Below are 5,843 nucleotides of genomic sequence, written 5' to 3' on the forward strand. Positions count from 1 at the left end.
AAAGCAAAAACCCCCAGTCATTTCTGACTGGGGGTTTCTGGGCTGTAAGAGCCTGACGATGACCTACTTTCACACGGGAACCCGCACTATCATCGGCGCTGACGCGTTTCACTGTCCTGTTCGGGATGGGAAGGAGTGGTACCACGTCGCTATGGTCATCAGGCATAAAGGGTTGTCTGACTGATCAGATGATCAATCAAACGAATTCATAGAGTTTGGAATCAGCTTTTGGCGAATTGTTTTGAATGCGTCAACTTGGCATAACACCTTGATCAGACTGATCAAAGTTATAGGGTCAAGCCGCACGAGCAATTAGTATCAGTTAGCTTAACGCATTACTGCGCTTCCACACCTGACCTATCAACGTCCTGGTCTTGAACGACTCTTTAGGGGGCTCAAGGCCCCGGCAGATCTCATCTTGAAACGAGTTTCCCGCTTAGATGCTTTCAGCGGTTATCTCTTCCACACTTAGCTACTCGGCAATGCCACTGGCGTGACAACCGATACACCAGAGGTGTGTCCACTCCGGTCCTCTCGTACTAGGAGCAGGCTTCCTCAAATCTGCAGCGCCCACGGAAGATAGGGACCAAACTGTCTCACGACGTTTTAAACCCAGCTCACGTACCTCTTTAAATGGCGAACAGCCATACCCTTGGGACCGGCTACAGCCCCAGGATGAGATGAGCCGACATCGAGGTGCCAAACACCGCCGTCGATATGAACTCTTGGGCGGTATCAGCCTGTTATCCCCAGAGTACCTTTTATCCGTTGAGCGATGGCCCTTCCATACAGAACCACCGGATCACTATGTCCTGCTTTCGCATCTGCTCGACTTGTCAGTCTCGCAGTTAAGCACGCTTATGCCATTGCACTATCGTCACGATGTCCGACCGTAACTAGCGTACCTTCGAACTCCTCCGTTACGCTTTGGGAGGAGACCGCCCCAGTCAAACTGCCTACCATGCACTGTCCCCGATCCAGATAATGGACCTAGGTTAGAACCTCAAACACACCAGGGTGGTATTTCAACGTTGGCTCCACAAGATCTAGCGACCCTGCTTCAAAGCCTCCCACCTATCCTACACAGATCTGTTCAAAGTCCAATACAAAGCTACAGTAAAGGTTCATGGGGTCTTTCCGTCTTTCCGCGGGGAGATTGCATCATCACAAACATTTCAACTTCGCTGAGTCTCAGGAGGAGACAGTGTGGCCATCGTTACGCCATTCGTGCAGGTCGGAACTTACCCGACAAGGAATTTCGCTACCTTAGGACCGTTATAGTTACGGCCGCCGTTTACTGGGACTTCAATCAAGAGCTTGCACCCCATCATTTAATCTTCCAGCACCGGGCAGGCGTCACACCCTATACGTCCACTTTCGTGTTTGCAGAGTGCTGTGTTTTTAATAAACAGTCGCAGCCACCGATTTTTTGCAACCCATTCATGCTCCGTTGTTCACTTCACACTAATAGGGCACACCTTCTTCCGAAGTTACGGTGTCAATTTGCCGAGTTCCTTCTCCTGAGTTCTCTCAAGCGCCTTAGAATACTCATCTCGCGCACCAGTGTCGGTTTGCGGTACGGTCGTATATAGCTGAAGCTTAGTGGCTTTTCCTGGAACCTCGTTCAGTCACTTCACCAGCAAGCTGGCTCGATCGTTGGCCTCGGTATATGTGCACCGGATTTGCCTAATGCACGCCTACATCCAACTAAACCGGGATATCCAACACCCGGATGACCTATTAAGATCCGTCCCCACATCGCACTATATATCGGTACAGGAATATTGACCTGTTTCCCATCAGCTACGCATCTCTGCCTCGCCTTAGGGGCCGACTCACTCTACGCCGATGAACGTTGCGTAGAAAACCTTGCGCTTACGGCGAGGGGGCTTTTCACCCCCTTTAACGCTACTCATGTCAGCATTCGCACTTCTGATACCTCCAGCACGCTTTACAACGCACCTTCACAGGCTTACAGAACGCTCTCCTACCACTTGCAATAAATTGCAAATCCGCAGCTTCGGTAACTGGCTTAGCCCCGTTACATCTTCCGCGCAGGACGACTCGATCAGTGAGCTATTACGCTTTCTTTAAATGATGGCTGCTTCTAAGCCAACATCCTGACTGTTTTAGCCTTCCCACTTCGTTTCCCACTTAGCCAATTTTAGGGACCTTAGCTGGCGGTCTGGGTTGTTTCCCTCTTGAGTCCGGACGTTAGCACCCGGTGCTCTGTCTCCCAAGCTGTACTCATCGGTATTCGGAGTTTGCCTTGGTTTGGTAAGTCGCCATGACCCCCTAGCCAAAACAGTGCTCTACCCCCGATGGTAATACTTGAGGCACTACCTAAATAGTTTTCGGAGAGAACCAGCTATTTCCAAGTTTGTTTAGCCTTTCACCCCTATCCACAGCTCATCCGCTAGTTTTGCAACACTAGTCGGTTCGGACCTCCAGTACCTGTTACGGCACCTTCATCCTGGCCATGGATAGATCACTTGGTTTCGGGTCTACACCCAGCGACTGATCGCCCTATTCGGACTCGATTTCTCTACGGCTTCCCTATTCGGTTAACCTTGCCACTGAATGTAAGTCGCTGACCCATTATACAAAAGGTACGCAGTCACCCCTTACGAGGCTCCTACTTTTTGTAAGCACGCGGTTTCAGGATCTATTTCACTCCCCTCCCGGGGTTCTTTTCGCCTTTCCCTCACGGTACTAGTTCACTATCGGTCAATGATGAGTATTTAGCCTTGGAGGATGGTCCCCCCATATTCAGACAGGATTTCTCGTGTCCCGCCCTACTTGTCGTTAGCTCAGTACCACACAGGTCATTTCACGTACGGGGCTATCACCCGCTATGGCCAGCCTTTCCAAGCTGTTCCGTTATGTCTTGTGCTATCACTAACAGGCTTCTCCGATTTCGCTCGCCACTACTTTCGGAATCTCGGTTGATGTCTTTTCCTCGAGCTACTGAGATGTTTCAGTTCACCCGGTTCGCCTCGCATGACTATGTATTCATCATGCGATACCTTTCGGTGGGTTTCCCCATTCGGAAATCTCCGGATCAAAGCTAATTTGCCAGCTCCCCGAAGCTTATCGCAGGCTATCACGTCCTTCGTCGCCTATCATTGCCAAGGCATCCACCACGTGCTCTTATTCACTTGACCCTATAACTTTGACGTTTCCTCACGGAAACCAAAGTCAATCAAGGAATTGCCAGGTCTTTCACCTGGCGCGTTATGCCGTTACATTCAAAATTCGATTTGACTCGAAATTGAAGTTTCTTTTGACGCAATCAAAAATTCTATGTTGCTGATGGCACGGTCTGCACTAAACCTTTACGAATGTGCAGTTTCCATCAGCAACGCTGATTCGACTCTATGAATTTTTAAAGAACAGCCGATTGATCAAGAGATCCTGATCAACAACAAAGAAGCCTCATGCTTTCGCAGGAAGCCGCTTTGGTGTTGAATAAGTATCGAGTTATTGGTGGAGGATGACGGGATCGAACCGACGACCCCCTGCTTGCAAAGCAGGTGCTCTCCCAGCTGAGCTAATCCCCCTCAAACTCTCACACGAGATATCAGAAGATTTGGTGGGTCTAGTTGGGCTCGAACCAACGACCCCCGCCTTATCAAGACGGTGCTCTAACCAGCTGAGCTACAGACCCATTCGCCAATCATCTTCAAATTGAAGACAACCGACTTCTTCCAACAACCGATAAGTGTGGGCGTTTAAATTAAATTGCTTGTTTCCAGAAAGGAGGTGATCCAGCCGCACCTTCCGATACGGCTACCTTGTTACGACTTCACCCCAGTCACGAACCCTGCCGTGGTAATCGCCCTCCTTGCGGTTAAGCTAACTACTTCTGGCAGAACCCGCTCCCATGGTGTGACGGGCGGTGTGTACAAGACCCGGGAACGTATTCACCGTGACATTCTGATCCACGATTACTAGCGATTCCGACTTCACGCAGTCGAGTTGCAGACTGCGATCCGGACTACGACTGGTTTTATGGGATTAGCTCCCCCTCGCGGGTTGGCAACCCTTTGTACCAGCCATTGTATGACGTGTGTAGCCCCACCTATAAGGGCCATGAGGACTTGACGTCATCCCCACCTTCCTCCGGTTTGTCACCGGCAGTCTCATTAGAGTGCCCAACTGAATGTAGCAACTAATGACAAGGGTTGCGCTCGTTGCGGGACTTAACCCAACATCTCACGACACGAGCTGACGACAGCCATGCAGCACCTGTGTTACGGTTCTCTTTCGAGCACTAAGCCATCTCTGGCGAATTCCGTACATGTCAAAGGTGGGTAAGGTTTTTCGCGTTGCATCGAATTAAACCACATCATCCACCGCTTGTGCGGGTCCCCGTCAATTCCTTTGAGTTTCAACCTTGCGGCCGTACTCCCCAGGCGGTCAACTTCACGCGTTAGCTTCGTTACTGAGTCAGTGAAGACCCAACAACCAGTTGACATCGTTTAGGGCGTGGACTACCAGGGTATCTAATCCTGTTTGCTCCCCACGCTTTCGTGCATGAGCGTCAGTACAGGTCCAGGGGATTGCCTTCGCCATCGGTGTTCCTCCGCATATCTACGCATTTCACTGCTACACGCGGAATTCCATCCCCCTCTACCGTACTCTAGCTATGCAGTCACAGATGCAGTTCCCAGGTTGAGCCCGGGGATTTCACAACTGTCTTACATAACCGCCTGCGCACGCTTTACGCCCAGTAATTCCGATTAACGCTTGCACCCTACGTATTACCGCGGCTGCTGGCACGTAGTTAGCCGGTGCTTATTCTTACGGTACCGTCATTAGCCCTCTTTATTAGAAAAGGCCGTTTCGTTCCGTACAAAAGCAGTTTACAACCCGAAGGCCTTCATCCTGCACGCGGCATGGCTGGATCAGGCTTTCGCCCATTGTCCAAAATTCCCCACTGCTGCCTCCCGTAGGAGTCTGGGCCGTGTCTCAGTCCCAGTGTGGCTGGTCGTCCTCTCAGACCAGCTACAGATCGAAGGCTTGGTGAGCCTTTACCTCACCAACTACCTAATCTGCCATCGGCCGCTCCATTCGCGCAAGGTCTTGCGATCCCCTGCTTTCATCCGTAGATCGTATGCGGTATTAGCACAGCTTTCGCTGCGTTATCCCCCACGATTGGGCACGTTCCGATGTATTACTCACCCGTTCGCCACTCGCCGCCAGGATTGCTCCCGCGCTGCCGTTCGACTTGCATGTGTAAGGCATGCCGCCAGCGTTCAATCTGAGCCAGGATCAAACTCTATAGTTCGATCTTGATTTGCGCCCCATCTCGCGATGAGGCAAAACTCATAAAAAAAGAAATTGAAGTGAACTTCACTTCTATTCTCATGAGCGTTTTTAAGTCTTGCGACTTGTTCCGAAGAACTTACGCAATTACCTTCAAACGCCCACGCTTATCGGCTGTAGATTTTTAACGAACCTCGAAGCAACTTTGCGTTGACTTCGTTTGCTTTGCTGCGATCAGCGAAGCCTTGTAGTCTATCACGATTTTTAAAGAATCGTCAAACTTTTTTCGCTTTCAACATCTTCTTATTCGCATCCCGCAACCTTCGTCGCAAGCTGCTGAAGCTGTTTCAGCGGAGCCTTGCAGTCTAGCACGACTTTTAAAGTCCAACCAAACTTTTCAACTCTTTCTTCGCCTCCCACCAGCTTCTTTTCGCAACCCGCAACTTCCGTCGCAAGCCGCTGAAGCCGTTTCAGCGAAGCCTTCGATTATGCACCGTTTTTTCAAACTGCGTCAACTTTCGAAGACTTTCTTCACCGCCAACAATCAACGCCCCAGAAGAAGCATCAACTGCCTC

2 tRNA genes and 3 rRNA genes are annotated in these 5,843 nt (G+C 50.5%); all 5 read right to left on the minus strand.

The features are described 5' to 3' along the window. Positions 1 to 50 precede the first annotated feature (50 nt). The 5 genes from rrf to ACZYSP_RS35200 all read right to left on the minus strand — a co-directional run bounded on the left by rrf (position 51) and on the right by ACZYSP_RS35200 (position 5,290). Positions 51 to 163: ribosomal RNA gene (gene rrf, locus ACZYSP_RS35180) — 5S ribosomal RNA — on the minus strand. 128 nt (positions 164 to 291) lie between these two features. Then, positions 292 to 3,164, minus strand: a 23S ribosomal RNA gene (locus tag ACZYSP_RS35185). A 320-nt stretch (positions 3,165 to 3,484) separates the two neighbouring features. Continuing rightward, positions 3,485 to 3,560: transfer RNA gene (locus tag ACZYSP_RS35190), tRNA-Ala, on the minus strand. 30 nt (positions 3,561 to 3,590) lie between these two features. Continuing rightward, positions 3,591 to 3,667, minus strand: a tRNA-Ile gene (locus ACZYSP_RS35195). Between the two features lie 88 nt (positions 3,668 to 3,755). Further along, a 16S ribosomal RNA gene (locus tag ACZYSP_RS35200) occupies positions 3,756 to 5,290 on the minus strand. The 16S, 23S and 5S rRNA genes sit together here with 2 tRNA genes alongside, the layout of an rRNA operon. Between the last annotated feature and the right edge of the window lie 553 nt (positions 5,291 to 5,843).

It is taken from the genome of Variovorax sp. F042, assembly GCF_057814215.1.